The organism is Sanguibacter antarcticus (assembly GCF_002564005.1).
Taxonomy (GTDB): Bacteria; Actinomycetota; Actinomycetes; order Actinomycetales; family Cellulomonadaceae; genus Sanguibacter; species Sanguibacter antarcticus.
In genome coordinates this window covers 2024397-2050282 of the sequence record NZ_PDJG01000001.1, presented here as the reverse complement: position 1 = coordinate 2050282, position 25886 = coordinate 2024397, and the positions used below count along the sequence as shown (strand labels likewise).

Sequence of the window (25886 nt, the reverse complement as noted above, 5' to 3'; positions counted from 1 at the left end):
CCGCCAGGATCCTCTCCCGAGAGCCCGGTTCTGAGACGACCTCTCAGACCGGGCTCTCGTGCGTCGAGCGGCTGCTAGCGTCGTCTCGTCGACCGGCCGGTCGTCGTCATGGCCGTGGTCGACAGACCATCATCGAGGTGATCGGGGGAGCACGCTGTGGCGTGGTGGGGTCAGTCGCTGCTCTGTCTAACGTTCGCTCTGGTGCTGTTCGTGCCGGGGACCGTCGTGCTCCGACTTCTCGGAGCACGGGGGACGCTCGCCCTCGGCGCCGCCCCAGCGCTGTCGTGCGCCTTCTACGCAGCGGCCGCCCCGGTGCTCGCGGCCACAGGGATCGCGTGGGGTGCGGTGTCCGTCGGGATCAGCCTGCTTCTCGTCGTGCTCGTCCTCGTCGCGGGTCGGCGGCTCGTCCGTCCAGCGGGGCGTTCCGCACCAGATGCTCCTAGAGCTCCTGTCTCGTGGCTCGGCGCGGGAGCGGTCGACGCCCTCGTCGCGCATCGTCGCTGGTTCGTCGTGGCAGTCGCGGTGGGATCGGTCGTCGCCGTCGTGCCGATGGCGATCGGGATGGGGGACCCTGCCGCGCCGCTGCAGCAGTGGGATGCGGTCTTTCACCTGAACGGCGTCGCGTTCATCCGGGAGACCGGGGTCGCGAGCACCATCAACGGTCTCTACGGAGCAGGGAACTCGGTCTACTACCCGACCGTCTGGCACTCGATGGTCGCGCTCGTCCCCGGAGATCTCGTCACCACGGCTGCTGACGCCATCACGTCGGCAGCGAACGCGTCCAGCCTCGTCATGGGCTCGGTCGCCTGGCTCGTCGGCCTGGGAGCGTTCGGTGCTGCGTGCTTCCCCCGCCGCCCAGAGATCGCTGTCCTCGCGGTGGCCGTCGGTGGGGCGTTCTCGATGTTCCCGACCGTCATCTTCAGCACGCTCGCCCAGTGGCCGAACGGGCTCTCGGTCATGCTCGTCCCTGGGGCGGCAGCCCTGTGGGTCACGCTCTTGCGCAGCACCCCGGACGTCGGGCGAAGCCGCCGTGCCGTGCTCTGCGGTACCGCGCTCGTGGCGCTCGTCGGTGTCGGGAGCGCCCACGGTAGCGGAGTCGTGGGCCTCGCGGTCGTTGTCGGGCCCCTGGCGATCCTCGTTGCTGTGCGAGCCGTACGGCACGCTTGGATGTCAGGGCGCAGACGCGCGGTCCTGCTTCTCGGAGCCGTGGTGCTCGGGCTCGCGGTGACGGGCACCTCTCTCGTGATGCAGTCGACCGTCATGCACGTCCTGTTCAGCTTCGAGCGTCTCCCGCAGCGCGGCTACGCGCCGTCCGTCGTGCGGACGCTGCTCGACACGGTGATGAGCGCGTGGCCGGGCAACATCCTCGTGAGCGTGGCCGTTCTCGTCGGGGTCGTCGTGCTCGTCCGGTCCAGAGACCAGCGATGGTTGCTCGTCTCCGCAGGGACCGTCGTCGTCCTCGTGGCGCTGGCAGCAGGGCCGTCGACACCGCTGCGGGCGCTCACAGGCGTCTGGTACACGCAGGCGGCGCGGATCGAAGCGCTCTACCCGATCGTGGCTGCAGTGCTCGCAGCAGTGGGCTTCGTGGCGTTGGGAAGCGCTGCGTCCCGCGTCGCGCGCCGGCGTGCACCAAGGGGCTGGGAGACCGCTGGAGCATCGTCGTGGGCAGCGGTGCTCGTGGTCGTCGCGCTCGTGACGTCGCTCGGGTTTCAGGCACCAGGACGATCAGGGCGTTTTGCCGAGGCCTACGACCCGGCACAGATCCGGTGGGGAACGATGCTCAGCGTCGAGGAGATCGCGCTGATGCGTGAGCTGCGCGAGATCGTCCCACCGGGATCCGTCATCCTGGGGGACCCGCACAACGGCACGGCGTTCGCCTTCTCGATGGGGGGCACGCACGCGGTGCTTCCCCAGCTCGGGACGAGCGCGATGGACGAGGCGCAGACGTACCTTCGCGAGCACTTCCGCGACATCGAGAGCGATCCTGAGGTCTGCCGCTACGTCGAGGAGCTCGGAGTGACCCACTTCTACGAGGACGAGGCAGGCGAGCTGGACGGCGCGAAGGTCGACCCCGAGTCTCCTGGGCTCCACGACGTCGACACGAGTACCGGCTTCTCCGTCGTCGCGGTGGCAGGGACTGCGACGCTGCTGACGATCGATGCGTGCTCCTGACAGCGTGCTCGTGAGGACGGTGGGCACGTCCTGCCCAGACGCGTCCTCGGTCTCGCTCAGTCGCGTTCTCGCGGACCCGGCAGCCCCCAGGCTCGCGCGCCTCCGACGAGCGCAGCCGAGTTCGGCACCACCACCACGTCGTCGCCGAGGCGGTCGAGGACGACCGCAGTGATGCGGCGGGAGTTGCCGCCACCGAGGTAGAGACGGTCCCAGAGGAACACGGGACGGAGGCCGTCCACGACGCGTGCGATCCGGCGGGACCAGAGCCCGTCACCGAGCCGGCGGCGTTCGTGCTCGCCGATGTACTCGTCGTACGTGGTCCCTCGACGCACCGGCGCGTGGGAGAGCTCCAGGTGCGGGGCGATGCGACCACCGTCGAAGTGCGCCGACCCGAGTCCCGTGCCCAGGGTGAGGACCAGCTCGAGCCCCTTCCCGGCGACGACCCCTGCACCGTGGACCTCTGCGTCGTTGAGGACGAGCGCCGGGACGCCCAGGCGTGCGCTCACGGCGGCATGCATGTCGAAACCGGTCCACCGCTCAGCGAGGGCGGGGTCCACCCGAGACCGGGGGCCCGACCGGGTGATGTAGTGGGGCGTGTGGATGACGACACCGTGGCGGATCATGCCGGGCATGCCGATCGTCGCGCGCGCGGCAGCAGGGAGGCCGCGCGCGAGCTCCGCGATGCACTCCACGAGCCGGTCGGGCGGGAGCGGGTACGGCGTCGCGACGCGCACCGCGGGTGCGTGCGCCGTGCCGGCGTCGTCGAGGACGGCCGCCTTGATGCCACCCCCGCCGCAGTCGACGGACAGGGTGAGGTTCTCAGGGGAGGGAGGCTGCGCCATTCCTTGCACACTAGTGCGAGATGATGGGTTCGTGATCCGGATCCGCCTCGACATCGCCTACCGCGGCACCGACTTCGCAGGGTGGGCTGTCCAGCCCGGGCTGCGGACCGTCCAAGGAGTTCTCGAGGAGGGCCTGAGCCGCGTCCTGAGAGTCCCTGCGCCGCGCGTCGCTGTGGCAGGCAGGACCGACTCCGGCGTGCACTCTCGCGGTCAGGTCGTCCACGTGGACCTCGACCCTGCCGTCTGGGCGTCCGTCCCAGGGCAGTCGGCACGGACGTCGGTCCAGGCGATGACGAGCCGTCTCAACGGCGTGCTCCCGGACGACCTCGTGGTCCATCGTGTCCAGGAGGCTCCGCCCGGCTTTCACGCACGGTTCGGTGCGCTGCTGCGCAGGTACTCCTATCGCGTCGCCGACAGCTTCGAGCTGCACGACCCGCTCCGCCGTGAGTGGACCCTGTGGTTGCGGCGCGAGCTCGATGTCGAGGCGATGCACACGTCGATGCAACCGCTCCTCGGTATCCGGGACTTTGCGGCGTTCTGCCGCCCGCGTCCGGGCGCCACGACCATCCGCCACCTGCAGGAGCTCAGCTGGACACGGGTGGCTGAGGGGCCCGACACGGGTCTTGTCGTCGCTCGGGTCCAGGCTGACGCGTTCTGCCACAACATGGTTCGTGCGCTCGTCGGCGCGTCCCTCACCGTCGGGCAGGGACGACGCCCGGTGACGTGGCCCGCAGAGGTGCTCGCGCTCGGTCAGAGGGACCCGCTCGCCGCCGTGGTTCCAGGCCATGGGCTCGTTCTCGAGGAGGTCCACTACCCGGCAGACGAGGACCTCGCAGACCACGCCGAGCGCGCTCGGTCGAGGCGCACGGACGAGCACGTCTGGGAGCCGCACGGCTGATCGTGCAGGTCGCTGCGGCCGACAGCGTCGCTCGGTCAGGTCTCGTCGATGAGGTGGACTGCGGCCTCCTCGGCGCTCGTGGCGTTGACATCCATCGGGACGGCGTCCGCGAACGTGTCGTTCGCCGGCGCCTCGAGCGCCTCGGGGTCGGCGACGAGCCGACCAGCGCGGTCAGGAGCCGGTCGGCCTCGGTCGGCGTGCTCCCACAGCTCTGGCTGTTCTTGGGCGAGCCGCTGGTCGAGGGACTCGCCGTGCTCTTCTTCCCAGGCTGTCTCGCCGAAGTGGTTCGGCCGCGGAGTCGTCGGCGGCACGTAGTCCTCGTCGGGGCGATCGGCGTCCGTGCCGTCCGCGAAGAGCGTGTCTTCGCCAGGAAGCTGGTCGGAGTCACCCTCGGTGCCGAGGGCGTTGTCAGTGGACGTTGCTGGTGTGTCTTCGCTCATGGCTACACAGTCGCACCGGCGACGACGGCCCGCATGCCGAGCCGTCGCAGGGAAACCGTTCGACCGTGCAGGTCCGCACCCGGCACACTGGAGCCGTGGGCCACATCGACATCAATGACATCAGCTATTTCCTTCCCGACGGACGGCCCCTCCTTGCCGGCGTGAACCTTCGCGTCGGCGAGGGCGCAAAGGTCGCGCTCGTCGGCCCCAACGGTGTCGGCAAGACGACGCTCATGCGTATCGTCGCCGGCGATCTCGACCCGCACGACGGCCGGGTGACGCGCAGCGGGGGCCTCGGGATCATGAGGCAGTTCGTCGGCCGCATCGACGACGACCGGACGATCCGCGACGTCCTCGTCGACCTGGCACCGCCAGCGGTCCGGGATGCCGGGACGGAGCTGGCAGCCGCGGAGACGGCCATGATGACCGACGAGGACGAGCCGACCCAGATGCGCTACGCGCAGGCGCTCGCGGACTGGGCGGACGCACGCGGGTACGAGGCCGAGAACGACTGGGACCACGTGACCGACGAGGTGCTGTCGATCCCGTTCGACCAGGCCCAGTACCGCGAGGTCCGGACCTTGTCCGGTGGCGAGCAGAAGCGGCTCGTCCTCACCGCGCTGCTGCGGGGCACCGAGGAGGTCCTGCTGCTCGACGAGCCGGACAACTACCTCGACGTCCCGACGAAACGGTGGCTGGAGCAGCAGCTGGCTGCGTCGCCGAAGACCGCGCTGTTCATCTCGCACGACCGCGAGCTGCTCTCCCGGACCGCGACCCAGGTCGCGAGCATCGAGCCCGGCGCGTCCGGCGGGTCGATCTGGGTCCACGGGGGCGGGTTCGCGACCTACGCTGCGGCGCGCGACGACCGGATGAACCGGCTCGACGAGATGCGGCGCCGCTGGGACGAGGAGCACGTCAAGCTCAGAGCCCTCGTGAACAACCTCAAGAACAAGTCCGCGTTCAACGACGGTCTCGCGAGCAGGTATCAGGCGGCACAGACACGTCTGCGCAAGTTCGAGGAGGCGGGGCCGCCCGAGGTCGTGGCTCGGGAGCAGAACGTCCGGGTGCGACTGACCGGTGGTCGGACGGCAAAGCGTGCGGTGGTGGCCGAGAAGCTCGAGCTCACCGGGCTCATGAAACCCTTCGACACGGAGATCTGGTTCGGCGACCGGGTCGCCGTCCTCGGCTCCAACGGCTCGGGCAAGTCCCACTTCATGCGTCTGCTCGCCGCAGGAGGTTCAGACCCTGACCCTGCGGACCACGCCCCGGTCTCGGACGGGGAAGCCTCTGTGGTCGGGCACGTCGACCACACCGGGCGGGTCACGCTCGGTTCTCGCGTCCGACCGGGGTGGTTCGCGCAGAACCACGCCCATCCCGAGTTCGACGGTCGGACGCTGCTCGACATCCTGCACCGCGGAGAGGGCAGCCGCGACGGGATGAGCCGCGAGCCGGCGAGCAAGGCCCTCGACCGCTACGAGCTCGCTGGGCAGGCCGAGCAGCGTTTCGAGACCTTGTCCGGCGGCCAGCAGGCTCGCTTCCAGATCCTCCTCCTCGAGCTCGGCGGCGCGACCCTCCTCCTGCTCGACGAGCCGACGGACAACCTCGACCTGCATTCTGCTGAGGCGCTCGAGGCTGGCCTGGCGCAGTTCGAGGGGACGGTCGTCGCAGTGACGCACGACCGCTGGTTCGCGCGCGGCTTCGACCGCTTCCTCGTGTTCGGCGGTGACGGTGCGGTCCGGCAGTCGGACGAGCCGGTGTGGGACTCGGCCCGCGTGGACCGCGCCCGCTGAGAGGTCGGCTCGCGGTGCGGAGGTCGGCTCGTGGTGCGTCGGTCAGGCGGGGACGGGCGCCGCGGCCGGCCGCGCCGCCACGTTCCCGTGGCCGGCTACGTCGACCCCCACGGACACGATCGTCGCGGAACCGTCGCGCACCTCCACGGTGGACACCGAGGCGTTCGGCAGAGCGACGAGCCCGACGGGATCGATGAGCGCGAGATAGGCCCCGAGCGTGAGCCCGTGCCCCACCACGAGGACCTGCTGTCCTTCGTGGTCTCGGAGGATCCGGTCGAAGACGGCCTTCACCCGACCCATGAAGTCCGCTCCGGACTCGCCTCCCGGCAAGCCAGGGTGGGTTCCGCGGAGCACCTCCGTGATGAGCTCGGACCATGGCTGGACGGCGTCGAGCTCGTGCTCGGGGCAGCGCTCGTACTTACCGAAGGTGAACTCCCGCAGGTCGGACTCCCGGCGCGCGGTGAGTCCCGGGTGGTGACTGACGAGCTCCTCCGCGGTCGTGACGGCGCGGCCTTGCGGTGAGGTGTAGGCGGCGTGGAAGGTCGATGTGGCCAGGTGCTGGCCGGTCACCCGGATGCCGGCGCTGCCCGCAGGGGTGAGCGGCGAGTCGCAGCTGCCCTGCAGCAGACGGAGCGCGTTGAGGTGGGTCTGCCCGTGGCGGACCAGCGTGAGGGTCGTCGTCGGTGCGACCTGAGTGGTTTCCATGGTCCCTACGCTAGGCAGCGAGACGTTCTTCCGGGCGACGACGGTGTTGCGGACAGGTGAACTCTCGAGGTGGTCCTCACCGCCGCAGAGCCTCCAGAGACCGGCTGTGTCGCGGCTGCGGCCTACGCTGGTCGTATGGCTGTGCACAAGATCGTCCTCTTCTACGCGCTCACCCCCGTCGCCGATCCTGTCGCGGTGAAGCTCTGGCAGTCGGCGCTCGCCGAGCGCTGGGGGCTGGCGGGCAGGGTGATCGTCTCGCAGCACGGGATCAACGCGACGCTCGGTGGGACGGTCGAGGATCTCAAGCAGTACGTGAAGACCACCCGGCAGTACCCCGGATTCGCCGCGATGGACGTCAAGTGGTCTGACGGGACGGGCCACGACTTTCCTCGTCTGAGCGTCAAGGTCCGCCCGGAGCTCGTGAGCTTCGGTGCCCCGGACGAGCTCGAGGTCGACGGGTCTGGGGTCGTCGGGGGTGGGGTGCACCTCAGCCCGAGCGAGGTGAACGACCTCGTCGCACGTCGCGGGGACGAGGTGGTGTTCTTCGACGGCCGTAACTCGTTCGAGGCTGCCATCGGGCGGTTCCGGGGTGCTGTGGTCCCTGACGTCGCCACGACGCGCGGCTTTGTCGCCGAGCTCGACTCCGGCAGGTACGACGATCTCAAGGGGCGTCCGGTCGTCACCTACTGCACGGGCGGGATCCGCTGCGAGGTGCTCTCGTCGCTCATGACGTCGCGCGGTTTCGGCGAGGTCTACCAGCTCGACGGCGGCATCGTCCGCTACGGCGAGGAGTTCGGGTCGACAGGCCTGTGGGAGGGGTCCCTCTACGTCTTCGACCAGCGGATGCACATCGAGTTCGACGCACAGACCGAGCCGTTGGGGGAGTGCACCGCGTGCGGTGCCTCGACAGCGAAGTACGAGAACTGCGCCTCGCCGTCGTGCGTGACGCTGCGGCTGTTCTGCGCCGGCTGTGCCCACCGTGCGGGTGAAGGTCTGTGCCCCGTGTGCGACCTCGTCCCTGCGTGACCTGTCCCCGCCCGTCGCTCAGGTAGACTGACACCGCGACTTGCCACACTCTCCGCTCTCGTGCTTCTCTCAGCGGCAGACTCACGGCCCTCCCGGCACCGCCCGGACGCCTGAGGTACCACTGTGATGCATCCGGTTTTGACCGGCTGCCCCTTGAGCAGATATCGTGGCTGGTTGTTGTGCTTCCATACGTGACCGGTGCGCCCACTCGCTAGGTCTAAGACGAAGCGCTCACCGACCTCGCCGGCCGCAGAATCCTGCGCCGGAGAAGACACGAAACGAAACGAAGGCTACGACAGTGCGTACGTACACCCCGAAGCCCGGCGACATCCAGAACGACTGGTACGTCATCGACGCGACCGACGTCGTCCTGGGTCGCCTCGCAACCCACGTCGCGACCCTGCTCCGTGGCAAGCACAAAGCCACCTACGCTCCGCACGTCGACGGCGGTGACTTCGTCATCGTCATCAACGCAGGCAAGGTCGCCCTGACCGGCAACAAGCGTGAGCAGAAGCTGGCATACACCCACTCCGGTTACCCGGGTGGACTGCGTGCCGTCGCTTACTCCGAACTTCTGGAGAAGCGCCCGGAGCGCGCCGTGGAGAAGGCCGTTCGCGGCATGATCCCCAAGACCACGCTCGGTCGCAACCAGATGGGAAAGCTCAAGGTCTACGCAGGCTCTGAGCACCCCCACGCTGCGCAGCAGCCGAAGCCCTTCGAGATCACCCAGGTCGCCCAGTAGGCCCCGGCCTGCTGAGCAGACATATCAAGGACGCGAGGACACCACCAGTGGCCGAGACCACCGTCGACATCGACACGCTGGAAGAAGATTCACCCAGCACCTACACCTCTGAGACCGTTGCCCCCACGGGCCGTGGCCAGAGCATCACCGCGCCGGCCCAGGCACTGGGTCGCCGCAAAGAGGCGATCGCCCGCGTGCGCCTCGTCCCCGGCACCGGACAGTGGAAGATCAACGGGCGCACGCTCGAGGGCTACTTCCCGAACAAGGTCCACCAGCAGCTGGTGAACTCCCCGCTGAAGCTCGTCGACGTCGAAGGTCGTTTCGACGTCGTCGCCCGCATCAACGGTGGCGGCACCTCCGGCCAGGCCGGCGCCCTTCGTCTCGGCATCTCGCGCGCACTCAACGAGATCGACGAAGAGCACAACCGCGCAGCCCTCAAGAAGGCTGGCTTCCTCACTCGCGACGCACGCGTCGTCGAGCGCAAGAAGGCCGGTCTGAAGAAGGCCCGCAAGGCACCTCAGTACTCGAAGCGCTGATCACTGCGCTCACCGCTGACGGCCCCGATGGTTCGCCATCGGGGCCGTCGGTCTTTTGACCGCAGGCACCGGGCCGACGCACGTCGGGCGGGCGCGGGCGCGGGTTCGGAGCTCGCGCGGACACGAGGAGACACCATGGGACGGCTTTTCGGAACTGACGGCGTACGAGGTGTCGCCAACCGCGACGTCACCGCCGAGCTCGCACTCGACCTCGCGGTCGCTGCAGCACACGTCCTCGGTCAGCGTGGTGAGTTCTCAGGGCACCGGCCCACGGCAGTCGTCGGTCGAGACCCTCGAGCGTCCGGGGAGTTCCTCTCCGCGGCCGTCTGCGCGGGCCTGGCGAGCGCGGGCGTCGACGTGGTCGACATCGGGGTGGTGCCTACCCCCGCGGTCGCCTATCTCGCTGCCAACACGAACACCGACCTCGGCGTGATGATCTCCGCCTCGCACAACCCGATGGCAGACAACGGGATCAAGTTCTTCGACCGCACCGGGTCCAAGCTCGACGACGACGTCGAGGACCAGATCGAGGCACGTCTGCGCGGTGACTGGGAACGACCGGTCGGTGCAGGCGTCGGCCGGATGACCCAGGACTACGCTGCTGTCTGGCGCTACGTGGACCACATCGTCTCGACGGTGCCGTACACCCTCGACGGCCTGAAGGTCGTCGTCGACTCGGCGAACGGTGCCGGCAGCGAGGTCGGGCCGGAGGCGTTGCGGCGCGCCGGCGCAGAGGTGGTCGTCATCGGTTCCTACCCCGACGGCGAGAACATCAACGAGGGCTACGGGGCGACGAGCCCACGACGCATGGCAGCGGCGACCGTCGGTCACTGGGCGCACGCAGGTGTCTCCTTCGACGGAGACGCAGACCGCTGCATCGCGGCCGACGAAGAGGGCGAGATCGTCGACGGGGACCAGATCATGGGGATCCTCGCGCAGGCGCACGCCGAGCGCGGCACCCTCGCGAACCGGACGCTCGTCACGACCGTCATGTCGAACCTCGGTCTCAAGCTCGCCATGGAGCGACACGGAATCCGGACCATCGAGACCGCTGTCGGCGACCGCTACGTCCTCGAGGAGATGCGGCGCGGAGGCTACTCGGTCGGCGGCGAGCAGTCAGGTCACGTGCTCCTCACCGACTACGCCACCACCGGCGACGGGATCCTCACCGCCCTGCACCTGCTCAGCAGGCTCGCCGAGAGTCGAGGGACGATGTCCGAGCTCGCCTCGGGCATCGTGCGGCTCCCGCAGAGCCTCGTCAACGTCAAGGACGTCGACAAGTCACGTGCATCGACCGACGAGGTGATCTTCTCGGCGGTGAAGGAGGCCGAGATGCTGCTCGGCTCGACGGGGAGAGTCCTGCTGCGCCCCTCGGGCACGGAGGCTCTGGTCCGAGTCATGGTCGAGGCGCCGAGCCAGCAGCAGGCGGACGACGTCGCCCACTCCCTCGCGGGTGTGGTGCGGGCTCGGCTCTCCCTCGTATGACGACGGACCAGGCGCTGCGGGACGCGATCGAGCAGCACCTCGACAAGCACGCGAGGGGGGTGCTCCCCATCGTCGCCGTGGGGCACCCGGTCCTGCGCCTGGCTGCGGCCCGCTACGACGGCCAGCTCGGTGACCTCTTGCCCGTGCTTCTCGAGTCCATGCGCCTGACGATGCTCGAGGCTCCAGGAGTCGGTCTCGCCGCACCGCAGATCGGCATCAGCCTCGCACTCGCGGTCATGCAGGACCCGGGTGTCGGGGACGCCGAGCAGGCGGACCCACGGGAGCGCACGCCGCTGGACTACCGCGTTCTCGTCAACCCCGACTACGCACCTGTCGGTCCTGACCGCCGCTCCTTCTACGAAGGGTGCCTCAGCGTTCCTGGTTACCAGGCAGTCGTCCCACGCCACCGCAGCGTCCGGCTGACCGCCACCGACGATACGGGTGCGACCGTCGACGAGGTGCTCACCGGATGGCCCGCCCGCATCGTCCAGCACGAGACCGACCACCTGCGCGGCGAGCTGTACATCGACCATGCCCACACCCGGTCGCTCGCGACGAACGAGAACCTCGCGCGCTACTGGTCGGACACACCGGACCCGTCGATGGCGGCCCAGGTGATGGGCTTCCCGCTCTCCTGAGCTTCCCGGCCTGATGCCGACCCGTCGCCGTCGTGGTCGAATATCAGGGAGGAGTCAGGGGACCCCCTCGTAGCCGGAGCCTGCCCTGCTCCATACGCTGGGAAGGTCCCCGCTCGGAGGCAGCGGCGGAAGGACGGTAGGTGCGTGCTGGACGGACTGGGAGTGTGGGCCGAGAGCCTGGCCGCGTCACCGTGGGTCTTCGTCATCCTGTTCGCCTTCGTGGCGATCGACGCCTTCTTCCCACCTGTTCCTAGCGAGTCGCTCGTGATCGCCCTGGCGGCGGTGTCGCTCTCGACCGGGAGCCCCGACCCGTGGGCTCTGGCAGGGGTCGCGGCGGTGGCCGCTTTCACGGGCGACATCGTCGCCTACACGATCGGTCGTCGGATCGACGTCCACCGGCTGCCCCTCCTGCGGGGCCGGCGGGTGCAGTCCGCCTTCGTCTGGGCCGACAGGGCATTCCGTCAGCGCCCTGCGCCCATCATCATCGCCGCGCGGTACATCCCCGTCGGCAGGGTCGCGGTGAACATGACTGCGGGTGCCCTGCGCTACCGTCGTCGCAGCTTCGTCGGTCTCGCGGGGATCGCCGCTGTCACCTGGTCTGCCTACTCGACACTCATCGGTATCGGGGCGGGCACGTGGCTCCACGGGAACCCGCTCCTCGCCGTCGTGGTCGGCGTCACGGGAGGGACCGCCATCGGATTCCTCGTCGACTACGTGCTCGGACGGGTGCTGCGTCTGCGCGGCCCGCACGAGCACGCCGACCCGCACGAGGCATCGAGAGCGTCGGAGAAGACGACCGTCGGGTCGTGACGTCTCAGAGCGTGCCCCTCAGAGCTTGCGCAGGCGCACGCGCTCGACAGAGTGGTCGCGGCCCTTGGTGAGCACGAGCGTGGCTCGGCTGCGGGTGGGTTGGATGTTCGCGACGAGGTTCGGGGCGTTGATCGAGTCCCAGATCCCCTCGGCGATGTCGACCGCGTCGTCGTCCGTCAAGGTCGCGTAGCGGTTGAAGTAGGACTCCGGGCGGGCGAACGCCGTCTTGCGCAACGACAGGAACCGGTCGACGTACCACTGGCGCACGTCGGAGGTGCGGGCATCGACGTAGATGGAGAAGTCGAAGAAGTCGCTCACGGCGAGGCTCGAGGCAGCCTCGGTGCTGCGTGCAGGCTGCAGCACGTTGAGGCCCTCGACGATGAGGACGTCCGGGTGGCGGACGACAGCCTCGCGTCCCGGGACGATGTCATAGGTCAGGTGGTCGTACACCGGTGCGCTGACCTCGGCGCGCCCGGCCTTGATCTTCGTGAGGAAGCGGATGAGCGCGCGTCGGTCGTAGGACTCGGGGAAGCCCTTGCGGTCCATGAGACCGCGACGGCGCAGCTCGGCGTTGGGGTAGAGGAACCCGTCGGTCGTGATGAGCTCGACACGCGGTGTGTCCGGCCAGCGCGCCATCATCTCGCGCAGGATGCGCGAGGTCGTCGACTTCCCGACCGCGACCGAGCCAGCGACACCGATGACGTACGGGGTACGTGCCGAGTCCTCTCGCAAGAAGGTCGACGTCGCGCGGTGAAGGCCCTCGTTCGCGGCGACATAGAGGTTGAGCAGGCGGGACAGCGGCCGGTAGACGGCATCGACCTCGTTGAGGTTGATGGGGTCGCCGAGGCCACGGAGCCGTGCGACGTCGTCACCGGTGAGGGGCAGCGGGGTCGATTCCGAGAGTCGGTACCAGGCCGCGCGATCGAGATCGACATACGGCGTGGCGGGGACGATGCGAGAGGAGACCACCACACGATTCTGCCTGATGGATCATGGCACCCCTGTCCACTAGACTCCGGAGCATGTGTGGAATCGTGGGTTACGTGGGGTCGTCGTCAGTCACCAGCCGGCCGCTCGAGGTCGTCGTCGCAGGTCTGCGGCGGTTGGAGTATCGGGGGTACGACTCGGCTGGTGTGGCGCTCGTCGCACCAGGGACGGACCATGTCATCGCCGCCAAGAAGGCCGGCAAGCTCGTCAACCTCATCGAGGAGCTCGAGGCGAGGCCGCTTCCTGACGCGACAGCGGCGATCGGCCACACCCGGTGGGCGACCCACGGCGCACCGACCGACGTCAACGCGCACCCTCACCTCGCCGACGGTGGAAAGCTCGCGATCATCCACAACGGGATCGTCGAAAACTATGCCCTGCTCAAGCTGGAGCTCGTCGCCGAGGGCGTCGAGTTCCTCTCCGAGACCGACACCGAGGTCGCTGCGCACCTCGTCGCGCGAGCCTACGACGCCTGTGGCGACCTCACCGAGGCGATGCGCCAGGTCGTGCTCCGGCTCGAGGGTGCGTTCACGCTCCTTGCCGTCCACGCGGACCAGCCCGACCTCGTCGTGGGCGCGCGTCACGACTCTCCGCTCGTCGTCGGGCTCGGTGAGGGGGAGAACTTCCTCGGGTCCGACGTCGCGGCCTTCATCGCCTACACTCGCGAGGCGCTAGAGCTCGGGCAAGACGAGATCGTCACCCTCACGTCGTCCAGCGTCACGGTGACCGACTTCGCGGGCAACGTCGTCGAGCCCAAGCGCTTCACCGTCGACTGGGACGCGGAGGCTGCCGAGAAGGGCGGCTTCGCGTCCTTCATGGACAAGGAGATCCACGACCAGCCCAAGGCCGTCGCGGACACGCTCCTCGGACGCACCGACCTCAAGGGCCGGCTCGCGCTCGACGACCTGCGCATCGACGAGGCCGTCCTGCGCTCGATCGACAAGATCATCGTCGTCGCCTGCGGGACCGCCGCATACTCGGGCCACGTGGCCAAGTACGCCATCGAGCACTGGTGCCGCATCCCGGTCGAGGTCGAGCTCGCTCACGAGTTCCGCTACCGCGACCCGGTCGTCAACGAGAAGACCCTCGTCGTCGCTGTGACGCAGTCCGGCGAGACGATGGACACGCTCATGGCAGTCCGGCACGCCCGCGAGCAGGGCGCCAAGGTCATCTCGATCGTCAACACCCACGGGTCGACGATCCCGCGCGAGTCCGACGCGGTCCTCTACACGCACGCAGGACCGGAGATCGCGGTCGCGTCGACGAAGGCGTTCCTCGCCCAGATCACGGCGGCATACCTGCTGGGGCTCTACCTCGCACAGCTGCGAGGGAACAAGTTCCCTGACGAGATCGACGAGATCCTCGACGAGCTGCGGGCCATGCCGGCCAAGATCCAGGAGGTCTTGGACCGCGGTGCTCGTGTCCGGGAGATCGCCCGGTGGATGGCTGACACCTCGTCGGTCCTCTTCCTCGGCCGCCACGTCGGGTTCCCGGTCGCGCTCGAGGGCGCGCTCAAGCTCAAGGAGCTCGCGTACATCCACGCCGAAGGGTTCGCTGCCGGCGAGCTCAAGCACGGGCCGATCGCCCTCATCGAGCCTGGCCAGCCGGTCTTCGTCATCGTTCCTTCACCCCGCGGGCGCGACTCGCTGCACGCCAAGGTCATCTCGAACATCCAGGAGATCCGGGCGCGGGGCGCGCGGACGCTCGTCATCGCCGAGGACGGCGACGAGGCCGTCGTCCCGTATGCCGACGAGGTCTTCTGGGTCCCGCAGGCGCCGACGCTGCTCGCGCCGCTGCTGACGGTGGTGCCCCTGCAGCTCTTCGCGTGCGAGCTGTCCACCGCGCGTGGTCTCGACGTCGACCAGCCTCGCAACCTCGCGAAGTCCGTCACAGTCGAGTGACCGCCTCGTGATCGTCGGGGTCGGGGTCGACGTCGTCGAGATCGAGCGGTTCATGGCGACGCTCGGCCGCGCGCCCCGGCTGCGGGAGAAGCTCTTCACCGCAGTCGAGCGCGACCTGGCGCCGTCGTCTCTCGCAGCGCGTTTCGCCGCGAAGGAGGCGATCGCGAAAGCGCTCGGGGCGCCGGGGGACCTGCTGTGGCACGACGTGACGATCCCACGGGTCGTCGGCCGTCCGCCGGTCATCGAGATGACCGGGACGGTGGCAGCGAGGGCAGCCGAGCTCGGCGCGGTCCGCTTCCACCTGTCTCTGTCGCACGACGGCGGCATCGCGACGGCCATGGTCGTCGCCGAGGGCTGAGCGCTCCCCGGGCCGGTCTCAGCCGCCGCGATGCTCGCTGTGCGCTCCCTCGGCCAGGTGGGTCGAGCGTGCGTCGAGCGCTCAGGCGAAGGCAGAGGCCACGGTCTGCTCGAAGAGCTCGATCCCGCTGCGGTCGTAGGCCGCCTCGGCGAAGTACGTGATGGCGTAGTCCATGCCGAGCGCCTCGAGCTCCTGGAGCCGGTCGACGATCTGCTCCGGGGTGCCGACGAGCGGACCCGTCCGGAGCTGCTCCAGGGCGGCTGCAGCCTTGGAGGGCACGGTGCGTGCGTAGTGCTCGCCGATCCATGCGAGCCGGTCAGCGACGTCCTTCTCGGTCTCGCCGATGACGACGTTGTAGTTGGCGGAGCGGGTGATGGCGGCGAAGTCGCGGCCCACGGCGGAGCAGTGGTCCGCGAGGATCGTCGACTTCTGCGCGAAGGTCTCGGGCGTGCCGTCGAAGTTCGTGTACTGCGCGTACTTCGCGGCGATCTTCAAGGTCTTCTTCTCCCCGCCGCCGGCGATCCAGAGCGGCGGGCCGCCGTCCTGGAGTGGCAGCGGATAGTTCAGCGCACCGTCGACGGTGTAGTGCTTGCCGGAGAAGGTCGCGGAGCCCTCGGTCCACATCTGGCGCATGATCTGCACGCCTTCGTCGAGCATGCCGAGACGCTCGCCGGCGCGAGGGAAGCCGTAGCCGTACGCGAGCCACTCGTGCTCGTACCAGCCTGCGCCGATGCCCATCTGGGTGCGTCCTGCGCTGATGATGTCGACGGTGGTGGCGACCTTCGCGAGATAGGCGGGGTTGCGGTAAGACATGCACGTGCACATCTGGCCGAGCTTCACCCGGCTCGTCGTCGCTGCGAACGCCGCCATGAGGGACCAGGCCTCGTGGGTGGCTTCGTGCGTGGGCTCGGGAACGGTGTGGAAGTGGTCGTAGACCCACACGGAGTCGAACGTGCCGCCGGTGTCAGCGTGCTGCACCAGGCCGTTCATGGTGGACCAGTGGTCTGCGGCGTCGATGCCGGTGAGGTCTTGACGCCAGCCTTGGGGGATGAAGAGTCCGAATCGCATGACCTCAACCCTACGTCCGGCCGTCCGCTGTGTGCGGGGGGAGGCCGCCGCGCTCGCGGGGCACCCTGGAGGCATGATGGGCAGATGATCGTCGCCTACGACAGCAGGACCGTCCGCACGGCTGAAGCACCGTTGCTCGCGTCCGGCGCGCCACTCATGGAGCGTGCGGCCTTCGCTCTGGCCGGCATCGTCGCGCGGGAGGTCCGCTCGCAGGTCGGGCGTGTGCCCGGGAGCAGGGTGGTGGTCGTGGTGGGGCCTGGGAACAACGCCGGAGACGCTCTGTTCGCGGGAGCTCGGCTCGCTCGCGCGGGCGTCCAGGTCACGGCGGTGCTCACGAGCGAGCGAACCCACGAGGAGGGCTTCGCGGCGTTCCGTGCGGCAGGAGGTCGATGGATGAGTCTCGTCGCCAGCCTCTCCGCGCCCGACGAACCGGCACGGGAGCACGGGGTGAGCGTCGCGACGGCCGTCGGCACCGTCATGGAGGCGGACGTGGTGCTCGACGGTCTTCTCGGCCTCGGCAGCAGCGGTGCGCTCCGGGGCGTGACGCGCGACCTCGTCGGTGCTCTCGTCCGCGCACGAGCACGCTCCGAGCACCGGAGCCCGCTCGTCGTGGCGGTCGACGTGCCCAGCGGCATCGGCGTGGACGACGGGAGCGTTCCCGGCGCGGTCCTTCCCGCTGACGTGACCGTGACGTTCGGGGCCGTGAAGGCGGGGCTGCTGCTGCCGCCGGCGGCGCGGCTCGCCGGACGCGTCGAGAGCATCGACATCGGTCTCTCGCTGCACACCGCCGACGTGGACGGCCAGGACCGTCCCGCGGTGCGGCGGCTGACTGCGCAGGATCTCGTCCACCAGCGGCTGCTCGCGCCGCCCGGAGCAGACGCGCACAAGTACACCCGCGGTGTCGTCGGTGTTGTCGCCGGGACCGAGCAGTTCCCTGGGGCGGCTGTGCTCACGGTCTCCGGGGCGATCCGTACCGGGACAGGGATGGTCCGCTACCTCGGTGCCCGCGACGTGACGGCGGCGGTGCTGGCGGCGCGCCCCGAGGCTGTTCCTGCCGGTGGCCGCGTGCAGGCCTGGGCCTTGGGCCCAGGGATCTCCACGGCCCCGCCGGCGACCGACGACGCCACCCGTGCCCAGCAGGGACGGATCCGGCACACGCTCGCGCACGCGACCGGCGAGCTGTCCTCTGACGTCGTCGGTGACAAGGTGCCGGCCGTCGTCGACGCGGGGGCGCTGGCGCTCCTGCCACGAGCGTGCCCGCCGTGGGTCGTCATCACGCCTCATGCGGGCGAGCTCGCCCAGCTCTTGCGCGCGCGCGGCGAGGACGTCGAGCGCCCAGACGTCGAAGCCGAGCCGTTGCGCTGGGCGCAGCGTGCTCGCGAGCTCACGGGCGCGACGGTTCTCCTCAAGGGCGAGGTGACCCTCGTCGTGGGTCCTGGGTGCGTCTACTCCCAGGCGGACGGGCCTGCCTGGTTGGCGACCGCCGGTGCGGGAGACGTGCTCACCGGCGTCCTCGCCTCGCTCCTCGCCGCGCACTCTTCGGCCGCCGTGAAGGAGCCTGCGCTGCCCGCTCGGCTCGCTGCGGCGGCCTCCCTGATCCATGGGCTCGCCGCACACCGCGCGAACCCGGGCGGGCCGATCTCGGCGCTCGACGTCGCCGACGCGCTCCCGGGCACGATCGCGCAGATCTTGCGGGACCACGCATCGGACAGACGCACGAGGTGACGACGCCCAGCGCGAGGGTCCGCGGTCGATGACAGCCTCGACGCGGGCCGTGGCCGACCTCGTGATCGAGGGGACCTGACACGCTCGGCCGGCAGTGAGAGAATCGGTGGTTGTGAGCACCTACTACCCGGCACGCGCGGTCGTCGACCTCGCCGCGATCCGGTCGAACGTCCGAGCGCTCGTCGGCTGCGCCCGACCGAACGCAGACCGCACGACGCAGGTCATGGCGGTGGTCAAGGCGGACGCCTACGGTCACGGTCTCCTGCCGTCGGCACGCGCCGCGGTCGAGGGCGGCGCCACCTGGCTCGGTACCGCGCAGGTGAGCGAGGCGCTCGAGCTCCGTGCCGCGGGAGTCTCGGTACGGCTGCTCACCTGGCTCTATGCTCCCGGTGCGCCGATCGATGCGCTCCTCCTCGCTGACATCGACGTGTCGGTCGCGGCACCGTGGGCGCTTGCGGAGGTCGTCGCGGCTGCGCGCAGCACCGGCCGTACGGCGCGGATCCACGTCAAGGTGGACACCGGGCTGGGGCGCAACGGCCTCGAGATCGACGATCTGCCGGCCTTCTTGCGAGACGCCGTGGCCGCCCAGACCGACGGTCTTCTCGAGGTCGTCGGGATCTGGTCGCACTTCGCGTTCGCCGACGAGCCCGCGCACCCGACCGTGCTCGCCCAGGTCGACGTCTTCGACCGCGCTGTCCGGCTCGCCGAAGACGCCGGTGCTCACCTCGAGGTGCGGCACCTCGCGAACTCGGCCGCGACGCTGACGAGCCCGCGTGCCCACTACGACCTCGTACGCCCGGGCCTCGCCGTCTACGGGCTCTCGCCCGTCCCGCAGATCGGAGGGCCCGAGGAGTTCGGCCTCGTCCCGGCGATGACGCTCGAGGCGTCGCTCGCCACGGTGAAGAGGGTCCCGGGCGGTCGGGGCGTCTCCTATGCTCACGCCTACACGACCCCCTCGGACACCGTCCTCGGGGTCGTGCCGATCGGATATGCGGACGGGCTCCCCCGCCATGCGTCCGGCCACCTTCCCGAGCACCCGGGCGGCCCGGTCCGGGTCGGCGCCGGCGCTGCTGCGCGGACGCTCGCCGTCGCGGGGCGGGTCTGCATGGACCAGGTCGTCGTCGACCTCGGTCCGGGCGCTGCAGAACAGGCCGGAGACCCGGTCGTCCTCTTCGGGACGGGAGCCGACGGCGGTCCTACCGCTGAGGACTGGGCACAGGCCGCGGGCACCATCAGCTACGAGATCACCACCCGCCTCGGGGCACGCGTGCCCCGGCACCACGTCGACACCGAGACTGCCCGATGAGCGACGAGGCACCTACCGCGCTCCCGGAGCAGGTCGTCGCTGTCGAGCTCCCCGATGCGGACGCCACGCGTGCGTTCGGTCGTGAGCTCGCCCGTGAGCTGCGCTCCGGCGACCTCGTCATGCTCACCGGAGACCTCGGGGCAGGCAAGACGACCCTGACGCAGGGGATCGGCACGGGGCTCGGGGTCCGCGGACAGGTCGCGTCGCCCACGTTCGTCATCGCACGGGTGCACCCCTCGCTCACCACGGGCCCCGCCCTCGTCCACGTCGACGCCTACCGGCTCGGGTCGCTCGACGAGGTGGACGCGCTCGACCTGGATGCGGACCTCCACCGGTCTGTCACCGTCGTGGAGTGGGGGCAGGGGCTCGTCGAGTCGCTCGCGGGAGAACGCCTCGACATCACGATCGAGCGTCCGCGCGGCGGGATCGACGCGACGACAGACGGATCGGCGGTCGAGGACGCCGAGGTCGGCACGCGCCGCGTGACCCTCCGAGGGGTCGGAGCGAGGTGGGCTGGAGCCCACCTGCCCACAGGCTCACCATCCACGCCTCTGAGTCAGTAGGCTGGGGGAGTGGCAGTACTTGCGATCGACACGTCCGCTGCGGTCTCCGTGGCCTTGCTCGACAACCTCGGCACGCGGCTCGCGAGCCGCCGGGTGGTCGAGCAACGTCGGCACGCCGAGCTCCTCGCCCCGATGATCGTCGAGGTCCTCGACGAGGCGGGGCTGCAACCAGCAGACCTGCGGGCGATCGTCGTAGGGACCGGGCCGGCTCCGTTCACCGGTCTGCGCGTCGGGCTCGTCACCGCCCAGACCCTCGCGTTCTCGCTGAGCATCCCGGTCTACGGCATCTCCAGCCTCGACGCGGTCGCCTCAGAGGCTGCAGACGCGCTCGAGCTCTCCCAGGGCGCGAGCGTCCTCGTCGTCGAGGACGCCCGTCGCCGCGAGGTCTACTACGCCCGCTACACCGTCGGTGAGGTCGGAGTCCTCGGCGCGGTCGCCGTGACCGTGACCGACGGCCCCGGTGTCGCCGCAGCGACCGACGTCGTCGCCGACGGCCACGCACGCGACGCCCTCGTCGTCGGCCAGGGGACCGAGCTGTACCCGGAGGCGTTCGCCGGTGCCCGCACACCGGACGGGAGCCCGGGCCTGCCCGACCCCGCATGGCTCGCCCGCCTCGCGCTCGCCAGGGTCGCGGCAGGGGAGACCCTCCCGACGGAGCCGCTCTACCTGCGCAGACCCGACGCACAGGTGCCGACCGCGTCGAAGCGCGCAACATGACCGTCCTCGTGCGACCGCTGCGCGCAGCCGACCTCGACCGAGTCGCCGTGCTCGAGGTCGAGCTGTTCGGTCGCAGCGCCTGGTCGTACGGGATGCTCGCCGAGGAGCTCGGTGCGCTCGGACGCTGGTACATCACCGCCGAGGCGGTACCTGAGGACCGCGTCGGCGCCGGGGACGTCGTCGGCTACGCCGGGCTCTGGTTCGACGGAGAGCTGAGCCAGATCATGACGATCGGCGTCTCAACAGCGTCCCAGGGCTCTGGCGTCGGCTCCCGGCTCCTGGAGGCACTCGTAGTCCGCTCGCGCGAGCTCGGTGCTCAGGGTGTCCTCCTCGAGGTCGCCGTGACCAACGGCCCGGCGATCGCGATGTACGAGAAGTTCGGCTTCGAGCGGCTGGGCGTGCGCAAGCGCTACTACCAGCCTGAGGACGTGGACGCCTACACGATGCGCCTCGACCTTCCGCACGGGGGAGGAGCTCCCGACCCTGGGCACGAGAGCGCCCCCACCACCACTGCTGACGTCACCACCCCCGACAGAGAGCCTGAGAACGCATGAACGACCGGCTCGCCGACCTGTCCGAGCGGCGCAGCCGCGTCTTCGTCGGCCCCGCGGGGCTGCGCGGGATCCTCGACTCCGGACGGCCCGTGACGATCCTCGACGTGCGCTGGGCGCTCGGCAGGGACGACGGACGCGAGCAGTACCTCGGTGCACACGTTCCCGGAGCCGTCTACGTCGACCTCGAGACGGAGCTCTCCGGCCCGGCGACCGCTGCGACGGGACGCCATCCGCTCCCGTCTGTCGAGTCGTTGCAGGACTCGGCCCGCAGCTGGGGCGTGCGCTCGCGGGTACCGGTCGTCGTGTACGACGCGATCGGCGGGCTGTCTGCGGCGCGCGCCTGGTGGTTGCTCCGGTGGGGCGGTCACGACGACGTGCGCATCCTCGACGGCGGCCTGGCCGCATGGGTAGCCGGTGGTGGGACGACGGAGTCGCGTGACGTCGTCGTCGCCGAGGGGGACATCACGGTGCGCGCAGGTCAGCTGCCGGTGCTCGACGCGGACGCTGCCGCCGACCTCGCACGCACCGGGGTCCTGCTCGATGCGCGGGCCGCAGAACGCTACCGAGGAGACGTCGAACCGATCGACCCTCGCGCAGGCCACATCCCGGGTGCGCTCAGCGCACCGACGGTCGCGAGCCTCGGTCCGGACGGGCGGCTCGTCGATGCTGCTGAGCTCCTCGAGGCGTTCGCCGGTCACGGGATCACCGATGCGGACGCCGCACCCGCGCAGCCAGGAGCGGCACCGCGGATCGGCACGTACTGCGGGTCTGGTGTGACGGCGTCGCACGAGGTCGCGGTGCTGGCCAGCCTCGGTATCGACGCTTCCCTCTACCCAGGCTCCTGGTCGCAGTGGGCGAATGATCCCGGTCGCCCGGCGGCATCCGGCAGCGAGCCGGGTGGCCTAACCTAGAGCCATGTCTGCCCCACTCGTCCTTGGCATCGAGAGCTCCTGCGACGAGACGGGGGTCGCCCTCGTGCGTGGCAACGAGCTGCTCGCCGACGAGGTCGCGAGCTCCGTCGACGAGCACGCCCGCTTCGGCGGGATCATCCCTGAGATCGCGTCGCGAGCACACCTCGAGGCGATGGTCCCGACGATCGAACGAGCGCTCGCGAGCGCAGGGGCGTCGCTCGGTGACATCGATGCGGTGGCCGTCACGGCGGGCCCGGGGCTGGTCGGTCCGTTGACCGTCGGCGCTGCTGCTGCGAAGGCGCTCGCGCTCGCGCTCGGTCGCCCGCTCTACGGGGTCAACCACGTCGTCGGGCACGCTGCGGTGGACCAGCTGGTGCACGGCGAGTTCCCCGAGCGTTTCATGGCTCTCGTGGTCTCGGGAGGGCACTCGTCCCTCCTGCTGGTCGACGACATCGCGACCGCTGTCGACGAGCTGGGCTCGACGCTCGACGACGCGGCGGGCGAAGCGTTCGACAAGGTGGGTCGTCTCCTCGGCCTCCCGTACCCGGGTGGTCCGCACATCGACCGGCTGGCCCGCGAAGGTGACCCGACCGCGATCCGTTTCCCGCGCGGGCTCACGGCGGCCAAGGACCAGGCGGCGCACATGTACGACTTCTCGTTCTCCGGTCTCAAGACGGCTGTCGCCCGGTGGGTCGAGGCGCGGACCGACAACGGCGAGGACATCCCGGTAGCCGACGTCTCGGCGTCGTTCGCTGCTGCGGTCGCTGACGTGCTCACGGCGAAGACGATCGCCGCCTGCCAGCGTCACGACATCGACACCCTCGTCATCGGTGGGGGCTTCTCCGCGAACTCGCAGCTGCGGGAGATGGCGGCTGCTCGGTGTGCGGAGGCCGGGATCTCCCTGCGGATCCCACCGATCCGGTTCTGTACGGACAACGGGGCGATGATCGCGGCGCTCGGCTCCGCCGTCGTGCGGGCCGGCGTCGAGCCGTCACAGCTGGACATCCCCGTGGACTCGTCCATGCCGCTGACGACCGTCTGCATCTGAGCCCGTCCGAGTGATGACGACGGCTCTCGGCAGAACGATGACTCGACGTACGTGGTTCCTCGCGCTCGCGCTGGCGGCTCTCGCCGGGCTCGCCGCCTTCGTCGTGGTGGGACGGGGTGAGCAGGGCGACGTCGGTGCGGCGCCTGCGCCCGGTTCTCGACCAGTGCCCTACGGTGACGTTCCCGAAGGGCTGGGCACACCGTCCGGGGAGGAGCCGGGCTCGGCATCCTCTCCCCGGTTGGCCTGGGGACCTACCGAAGCGGACCTGGCGCAGGGCGTCGCGGACGCCGCGGCGCTGCCGCTCGAACGGGTTGCCGGATCGGTCATCGTCGCGCGCTATGCGGGGCCTGACGCGACGGCGATCGCGTCGCAGATCACCGATCTCGGGCTCGCTGGTGCGATCCTCTTCGGCGACAACGTGACAGGGGTCGACCAGGTCCGGACGACGACTGCCCAGCTCGCCGACGCGGGCGCGGCGGACGGTCGCACCTGGCCGGTCGTCGTCGCGGTCGACCAGGAAGGCGGCCTCGTCCAACGGCTGGGCCTGCCCTTCACCCAGTTTCCGTCGTTCTCCGCGGCGGGTGCTGCGGGCGACGAGACGGTGGTCCGCGAGGCCGCGGAGGCTCGGGCGTCGGAGCTCCGTGCGGCCGGGTTCACGATGAACTTCGCGCCGGTCGCCGACGTGACGATCGGCCCGGCGGACCCGACGATCGGTTCCCGATCGGCAGGTTCGGCGCCCGACGCGGTCGCGCGCATCGCTGGTGCGGAGAGCGCCGGCTCGCTCGACGCGGGCATCCTGCCAGCGGTCAAGCACTTTCCTGGGCACGGCAGCGTGACGGTCGACTCTCACGCGGAGCTGCCTGTCCAAGGGGCGTCGACGGCGGAGCTCGAGGCACGTGATCTGGTCCCGTTCGCCGACGCGGTCGACACGGGAGCGCCGATGATCATGATGGGTCACATCGCTGTGACGGCGTGGCAGCCGGGGGTGCCGGCCTCGTTGTCGGCTCCGGCTTACGCCTATCTGCGTGAGAGTCTCGGCTTTACCGGTGTCGCTGTGACCGACGGCCTCGACATGGGCGGGGTCACTGCTGGCCGTGCGCCGGGCCAGGCCTCGGTCGAGGCGTTGGCAGCGGGGGCTGACCTGCTGCTCACCCCGGTGGACTCGGTCGCCGCACGGCAGGCGATCATCGACGCGGTGGGTTCAGGCACACTCTCCCGGGCACGGCTGGACGAGGCGGCCGGGCGGGTCATCACGATGATGCGCTGGCAGGAGACGTTGGCTTCGCGGGCACAGGACACCACACCTGTCGGGCCGGGGACGATCGGGTCTGCGGGCTCTGCCGCACGTGCCCTGAGCGACGCTGCCGTGACGGTCCTCACCGGACAGTGCACCGGTTCGCTCGTGGGTGACCGGATCCGGCTCGTCGGGGGCGGGTCTGCCGTTCAGGAGGCCTTTGCGGCGGCAGCGGAGCGCGGCGGGCTCGTCGTCGCGGCCCCTGGAGCGGCGGCAGACTCGGAGGTACGGCTCGTCACCGGTACGACCACGGCGCTCGGGGGCGACGTGGCTGTCGCCCTTGACGTGCCATACGTCCTTGAGACCTCGAACGCACCGGTGAAGATCGCGGCCTACGGCAGGGACGCAGGGACGCTGGACACCCTCGTCGCCGTGCTGCGAGGGCATCAACCTGCACTCGGCCACCTGCCCGTCGCAGTCGGTGCGTACCCGGTCGGTACGGGCTGCTAGCGGGTCCAGGCGCGCCACCCGCGCGCGACGACGAACGCGACGACCCAGCAGGCCACGAGCATCACGAGGAAGCCGAGGCCGTTGCTCTCGACGGAGAGAGCGTCGCCGGACGTGCGGACCGTGAAGTCGTTCCACAGGTACGAGCCGGTCGTCACGGGCGTCGCGGGGTCTGCCGCTGCGGACCACGACGCGTCGAGGATGCCGAGCATGTAGGTCAGCGTGGTGAGGACCCAGGTGACCGCCAGGACGCTCGCCGCGATCGCGCCGTGCATCCAGTGCGGCAAGGGCCGTCCCTCGGCCTCGCGGAACCCGTGGGCGAGGACGGCGACCGGGCCCAGGTCCCGGACTGCTCGGGTCATGCCGTCCTCGCGCGCGGCGGCGGTGAGCTCTGCCCGCAGGTCCCGGTAGATCGACCGGCGTCGGGCGCGTGGCAGGTCGTCCATAAAGAGCGAGAGGTGCGCCAGACACGCCTCCCGGCGCAGGACGTCCGATGCACGCGTGCGGTCGGGGGAGGTGGTCATCTGTCGTCTCCGTCGGTGGTCGGGTCGGTGGCTGATGTCATCGTCTGCACGACGCGGGCGAGCGCATCCCAGGCGAGGGTGCCCTCGGCGAGACGTGTGCGGCCTGCGGGCGTGGGGCTGTAGTACTTGCGTGCCGGACCGGACGGCGAGGCGACGAGGCGTGCCTCGAGGTCGCCGTCCCGTTCGAGCCGGGCGAGCACCGGGTAGACGGTTCCTGGTGCGATCTCGGTGAGCCCCGCGTCCTGCAGCCGCGTGACGAGCTCGTACCCGTACGACTCGTGGCGGGTGAGCGCAGCGAGGACCAGGGTCGGAAGGATGCCCTTGAGCAGCTGGGGGTCACGTGCGATCTCGTTCACAGGACACAGGCTATACCTGGTAGTAGGTATAGCCAAGTAGTAG

26 protein-coding genes are annotated in these 25886 nt (G+C 70.1%); 19 read left to right on the top strand and 7 right to left on the bottom strand.

The window, feature by feature from the left end:
- Positions 1–201: 201 nt before the first annotated feature.
- Positions 202–2172: a DUF6541 family protein gene (locus ATL42_RS09330; protein WP_098455104.1), complete on the top strand. Its 1971-nt coding sequence runs from the start codon at positions 202–204 to the stop codon at positions 2170–2172.
- Positions 2173–2228: 56 nt separating this feature from the next.
- Here the strand turns inward: ATL42_RS09330 and ATL42_RS09325 are convergent, their stop codons facing one another.
- The gene (locus ATL42_RS09325; protein WP_098455103.1) at positions 2229–3014 is read right to left on the bottom strand and encodes an ROK family protein; all 786 of its coding nucleotides are present in this window, start codon (positions 3012–3014) and stop codon (positions 2229–2231) included.
- A gap of 31 nt (positions 3015–3045) precedes the next feature.
- Between ATL42_RS09325 and truA the strand changes: the two genes are divergently transcribed.
- On the top strand, positions 3046–3912 hold the full coding sequence (gene truA, locus ATL42_RS09320; protein ID WP_245862378.1) for a tRNA pseudouridine(38-40) synthase TruA: 867 nt from the start codon (positions 3046–3048) through the stop codon (positions 3910–3912).
- A 35-nt stretch (positions 3913–3947) separates the two neighbouring features.
- Here the strand turns inward: truA and ATL42_RS09315 are convergent, their stop codons facing one another.
- Positions 3948–4352, bottom strand: coding sequence for a DUF5709 domain-containing protein (locus tag ATL42_RS09315; RefSeq protein WP_098455101.1), 405 nt, complete (start codon positions 4350–4352; stop codon positions 3948–3950).
- Between the two features lie 95 nt (positions 4353–4447).
- Between ATL42_RS09315 and ATL42_RS09310 the strand changes: the two genes are divergently transcribed.
- Entirely contained in the window at positions 4448–6142 is a 1695-nt protein-coding gene (locus ATL42_RS09310) for an ABC-F family ATP-binding cassette domain-containing protein (protein ID WP_098455100.1), read from the top strand.
- Positions 6143–6184: 42 nt separating this feature from the next.
- On the opposite strand, the gene ATL42_RS09305 is transcribed toward ATL42_RS09310, so the two are convergent.
- Positions 6185–6847 carry a histidine phosphatase family protein gene (locus tag ATL42_RS09305; protein WP_098455099.1) on the bottom strand — a complete coding sequence of 221 codons (663 nt, stop codon included), beginning with the start codon at positions 6845–6847 and terminating at the stop codon, positions 6185–6187.
- A 135-nt stretch (positions 6848–6982) separates the two neighbouring features.
- On the opposite strand from ATL42_RS09305, the gene trhO reads away from it, so the two are divergent.
- The 6 genes from trhO to ATL42_RS09275 all read left to right on the top strand — a co-directional run bounded on the left by trhO (position 6983) and on the right by ATL42_RS09275 (position 12084).
- On the top strand, positions 6983–7873 hold the full coding sequence (gene trhO, locus ATL42_RS09300; protein WP_098456475.1) for an oxygen-dependent tRNA uridine(34) hydroxylase TrhO: 891 nt from the start codon (positions 6983–6985) through the stop codon (positions 7871–7873).
- Positions 7874–8171: 298 nt separating this feature from the next.
- Complete coding sequence (gene rplM / locus ATL42_RS09295; protein WP_098455098.1) at positions 8172–8615, top strand: 50S ribosomal protein L13; 444 nt, start codon at positions 8172–8174, stop codon at positions 8613–8615.
- Positions 8616–8662: 47 nt separating this feature from the next.
- Complete coding sequence (gene rpsI, locus ATL42_RS09290) at positions 8663–9151, top strand: 30S ribosomal protein S9 (RefSeq protein WP_098455097.1); 489 nt, start codon at positions 8663–8665, stop codon at positions 9149–9151.
- Between the two features lie 135 nt (positions 9152–9286).
- Positions 9287–10636: a phosphoglucosamine mutase gene (gene glmM, locus ATL42_RS09285; protein ID WP_098455096.1), complete on the top strand. Its 1350-nt coding sequence runs from the start codon at positions 9287–9289 to the stop codon at positions 10634–10636.
- Complete coding sequence (locus tag ATL42_RS09280) at positions 10633–11274, top strand: peptide deformylase (protein ID WP_098455095.1); 642 nt, start codon at positions 10633–10635, stop codon at positions 11272–11274. Before glmM ends, ATL42_RS09280 begins: the two co-directional genes overlap by 4 nt.
- A gap of 144 nt (positions 11275–11418) precedes the next feature.
- Positions 11419–12084, top strand: coding sequence for a DedA family protein (locus tag ATL42_RS09275; protein ID WP_245862376.1), 666 nt, complete (start codon positions 11419–11421; stop codon positions 12082–12084).
- Positions 12085–12102: 18 nt separating this feature from the next.
- Here the strand turns inward: ATL42_RS09275 and coaA are convergent, their stop codons facing one another.
- The gene (coaA, locus tag ATL42_RS09270; RefSeq protein ID WP_098456473.1) at positions 12103–13053 is read right to left on the bottom strand and encodes a type I pantothenate kinase; all 951 of its coding nucleotides are present in this window, start codon (positions 13051–13053) and stop codon (positions 12103–12105) included.
- A gap of 53 nt (positions 13054–13106) precedes the next feature.
- On the opposite strand from coaA, the gene glmS reads away from it, so the two are divergent.
- Complete coding sequence (gene glmS / locus ATL42_RS09265) at positions 13107–14972, top strand: glutamine--fructose-6-phosphate transaminase (isomerizing) (RefSeq protein ID WP_098455094.1); 1866 nt, start codon at positions 13107–13109, stop codon at positions 14970–14972.
- 7 nt (positions 14973–14979) lie between these two features.
- On the top strand, positions 14980–15330 hold the full coding sequence (locus tag ATL42_RS09260; RefSeq protein WP_098455093.1) for a holo-ACP synthase: 351 nt from the start codon (positions 14980–14982) through the stop codon (positions 15328–15330).
- Between the two features lie 81 nt (positions 15331–15411).
- Here the strand turns inward: ATL42_RS09260 and ATL42_RS09255 are convergent, their stop codons facing one another.
- A complete protein-coding gene (locus ATL42_RS09255) occupies positions 15412–16398 on the bottom strand; it encodes an LLM class F420-dependent oxidoreductase (RefSeq protein WP_098455092.1) in 987 nt (328 codons plus the stop codon).
- A gap of 84 nt (positions 16399–16482) precedes the next feature.
- Between ATL42_RS09255 and ATL42_RS09250 the strand changes: the two genes are divergently transcribed.
- The 8 genes from ATL42_RS09250 (at position 16483) to ATL42_RS09215 (ending at position 24966) form a co-directional block, all read left to right on the top strand.
- The gene (locus ATL42_RS09250) at positions 16483–18123 is read left to right on the top strand and encodes a bifunctional ADP-dependent NAD(P)H-hydrate dehydratase/NAD(P)H-hydrate epimerase (protein WP_098455091.1); all 1641 of its coding nucleotides are present in this window, start codon (positions 16483–16485) and stop codon (positions 18121–18123) included.
- 106 nt (positions 18124–18229) lie between these two features.
- A complete protein-coding gene (gene alr / locus ATL42_RS09245; protein ID WP_425443198.1) occupies positions 18230–19429 on the top strand; it encodes an alanine racemase in 1200 nt (399 codons plus the stop codon).
- Positions 19426–19992, top strand: a complete 567-nt coding sequence (tsaE, locus tag ATL42_RS09240; protein WP_098455089.1) for a tRNA (adenosine(37)-N6)-threonylcarbamoyltransferase complex ATPase subunit type 1 TsaE — start codon at positions 19426–19428, stop codon at positions 19990–19992. Before alr ends, tsaE begins: the two co-directional genes overlap by 4 nt.
- A 9-nt stretch (positions 19993–20001) precedes the next feature.
- Complete coding sequence (tsaB, locus tag ATL42_RS09235; protein ID WP_098455088.1) at positions 20002–20709, top strand: tRNA (adenosine(37)-N6)-threonylcarbamoyltransferase complex dimerization subunit type 1 TsaB; 708 nt, start codon at positions 20002–20004, stop codon at positions 20707–20709.
- Positions 20706–21263, top strand: a complete 558-nt coding sequence (gene rimI, locus ATL42_RS09230; protein WP_098455087.1) for a ribosomal protein S18-alanine N-acetyltransferase — start codon at positions 20706–20708, stop codon at positions 21261–21263. Before tsaB ends, rimI begins: the two co-directional genes overlap by 4 nt.
- Positions 21260–22174, top strand: a complete 915-nt coding sequence (locus ATL42_RS09225; RefSeq protein ID WP_098455086.1) for a sulfurtransferase — start codon at positions 21260–21262, stop codon at positions 22172–22174. The genes rimI and ATL42_RS09225 overlap by 4 nt, the downstream gene beginning before the upstream one ends.
- A gap of 4 nt (positions 22175–22178) precedes the next feature.
- Complete coding sequence (gene tsaD / locus ATL42_RS09220) at positions 22179–23222, top strand: tRNA (adenosine(37)-N6)-threonylcarbamoyltransferase complex transferase subunit TsaD (protein ID WP_098455085.1); 1044 nt, start codon at positions 22179–22181, stop codon at positions 23220–23222.
- Between the two features lie 37 nt (positions 23223–23259).
- Positions 23260–24966 (top strand): glycoside hydrolase family 3 N-terminal domain-containing protein, encoded by a 1707-nt coding sequence (locus tag ATL42_RS09215; RefSeq protein WP_098456472.1) that lies wholly within the window; start codon positions 23260–23262, stop codon positions 24964–24966.
- Here the strand turns inward: ATL42_RS09215 and ATL42_RS09210 are convergent.
- Together ATL42_RS09210 and ATL42_RS09205 are read right to left on the bottom strand one after the other, a co-directional pair.
- On the bottom strand, positions 24963–25487 hold the full coding sequence (locus ATL42_RS09210; RefSeq protein ID WP_098455084.1) for a hypothetical protein: 525 nt from the start codon (positions 25485–25487) through the stop codon (positions 24963–24965). The two genes, ATL42_RS09215 and ATL42_RS09210, sit on opposite strands and share 4 nt — an antisense overlap.
- The gene (locus ATL42_RS09205; protein WP_098455083.1) at positions 25484–25843 is read right to left on the bottom strand and encodes a PadR family transcriptional regulator; all 360 of its coding nucleotides are present in this window, start codon (positions 25841–25843) and stop codon (positions 25484–25486) included. The genes ATL42_RS09210 and ATL42_RS09205 overlap by 4 nt, the downstream gene beginning before the upstream one ends.
- Between the last annotated feature and the right edge of the window lie 43 nt (positions 25844–25886).

What these genes read in the sequence shown, in the direction of transcription:
- rimI (WP_098455087.1), top strand. Translation starts at nt 20,706, where the DNA reads ATGACCGTCCTCGTGCGACCGCTGCGCGCAGCCGACCTCGACCGAGTC.
- tsaE (WP_098455089.1), top strand. Translation starts at nt 19,426, where the DNA reads ATGAGCGACGAGGCACCTACCGCGCTCCCGGAGCAGGTCGTCGCTGTC.
- tsaD (WP_098455085.1), top strand. Translation starts at nt 22,179, where the DNA reads ATGTCTGCCCCACTCGTCCTTGGCATCGAGAGCTCCTGCGACGAGACG.
- ATL42_RS09215 (WP_098456472.1), top strand. Translation starts at nt 23,260, where the DNA reads ATGACTCGACGTACGTGGTTCCTCGCGCTCGCGCTGGCGGCTCTCGCC.
- ATL42_RS09250 (WP_098455091.1), top strand. Translation starts at nt 16,483, where the DNA reads ATGATCGTCGCCTACGACAGCAGGACCGTCCGCACGGCTGAAGCACCG.
- ATL42_RS09305 (WP_098455099.1), bottom strand. Translation starts at nt 6,847, where the DNA reads ATGGAAACCACTCAGGTCGCACCGACGACGACCCTCACGCTGGTCCGC.
- ATL42_RS09315 (WP_098455101.1), bottom strand. Translation starts at nt 4,352, where the DNA reads ATGAGCGAAGACACACCAGCAACGTCCACTGACAACGCCCTCGGCACC.
- ATL42_RS09225 (WP_098455086.1), top strand. Translation starts at nt 21,260, where the DNA reads ATGAACGACCGGCTCGCCGACCTGTCCGAGCGGCGCAGCCGCGTCTTC.
- ATL42_RS09210 (WP_098455084.1), bottom strand. Translation starts at nt 25,487, where the DNA reads ATGACCACCTCCCCCGACCGCACGCGTGCATCGGACGTCCTGCGCCGG.
- glmS (WP_098455094.1), top strand. Translation starts at nt 13,107, where the DNA reads ATGTGTGGAATCGTGGGTTACGTGGGGTCGTCGTCAGTCACCAGCCGG.
- ATL42_RS09255 (WP_098455092.1), bottom strand. Translation starts at nt 16,398, where the DNA reads ATGCGATTCGGACTCTTCATCCCCCAAGGCTGGCGTCAAGACCTCACC.
- glmM (WP_098455096.1), top strand. Translation starts at nt 9,287, where the DNA reads ATGGGACGGCTTTTCGGAACTGACGGCGTACGAGGTGTCGCCAACCGC.
- ATL42_RS09280 (WP_098455095.1), top strand. Translation starts at nt 10,633, where the DNA reads ATGACGACGGACCAGGCGCTGCGGGACGCGATCGAGCAGCACCTCGAC.
- trhO (WP_098456475.1), top strand. Translation starts at nt 6,983, where the DNA reads ATGGCTGTGCACAAGATCGTCCTCTTCTACGCGCTCACCCCCGTCGCC.
- ATL42_RS09325 (WP_098455103.1), bottom strand. Translation starts at nt 3,014, where the DNA reads ATGGCGCAGCCTCCCTCCCCTGAGAACCTCACCCTGTCCGTCGACTGC.